1 protein-coding gene is annotated in these 845 nt (G+C 33.1%); it reads left to right on the top strand.

Annotated elements, in window-relative coordinates; translation table 11 throughout:
* On the top strand, positions 1-699 hold a 699-nt coding region (locus ACP5SP_RS07995), incomplete at its 5' end, for a hypothetical protein (RefSeq protein ID WP_428076547.1).
* Positions 700-845 lie beyond the last annotated feature (146 nt).

Consider the following 845-nt stretch of genomic DNA (forward strand, 5'->3'; position numbering starts at 1 on the left):
ATTGCAGACTTAGACAAAGCAGAGATTTGGAGACTTGATATTTTTAAGAATGTTTTGACTTCAAAACCTTATGGAGTTTATAAAGATGTTTTACAGAGCTTGAACTTAAAGAGGACTTCCTCAAGACAATATCCTGATAGCTACTTAATGAGAAATGGAGTTAGAGAATTGATGTTTTACAATAAGATAAAAGAACTTGAGGAGAAGCTGGGTTTTGCTTATGTGAAGCAGGTATATAATTTTTCAAGTGAGAATATTATAAGAGGAGAGCTGAGACTTTTGAAGCATAAAGAAGTCAAGAGACAAGGCATTGAGTATCTAAAAGAGATACCAGATAAATGGAAGGACTTAAAAGAGATTTATAAAAATTATATGGGGGAGGTTTTCAAATATGAATTTCAAGGGGGTGAGAGCTTGAAAGTTGAGACATTAAAGACACTTATTAGCAATGCTATGGTCTCTCTTATATTGCAGGGGAAATGGGCTTTGCAGTATTATGGCTATTATCCATACTCTTTTGTGAATAGAGATGAGCTTTTGAATGCTTTGTTAAATCATTTTTCAAGGGCTCAAAGCTTTAGAATACTTGGAGAAATTGAGAAGTTTAAAGAGAACTCACTTTTAACAGATGTGGATTACAAGAGGCTCTATGATGAGCTAAAAGAGAAGTTTTTAGAAGAGGGGAGGGATGAGAAATGATAAAAAAAGAAGAGATAAAAAGCTTTTATAATGGCTCTGAAACTCAAAGCAATAATTCAGAGATTAAGGGTCAAAAGATTGTTTTTAATGGGAGTGTTTATACAGTCTTGAAGAGAAAGAATGAACTGGATAAAAAACCTTCTTAC

Source organism: Caldisericum sp., from assembly GCF_049967455.1.
GTDB classification, from domain to species: domain Bacteria; phylum Caldisericota; class Caldisericia; order Caldisericales; family Caldisericaceae; genus Caldisericum; species Caldisericum exile_A.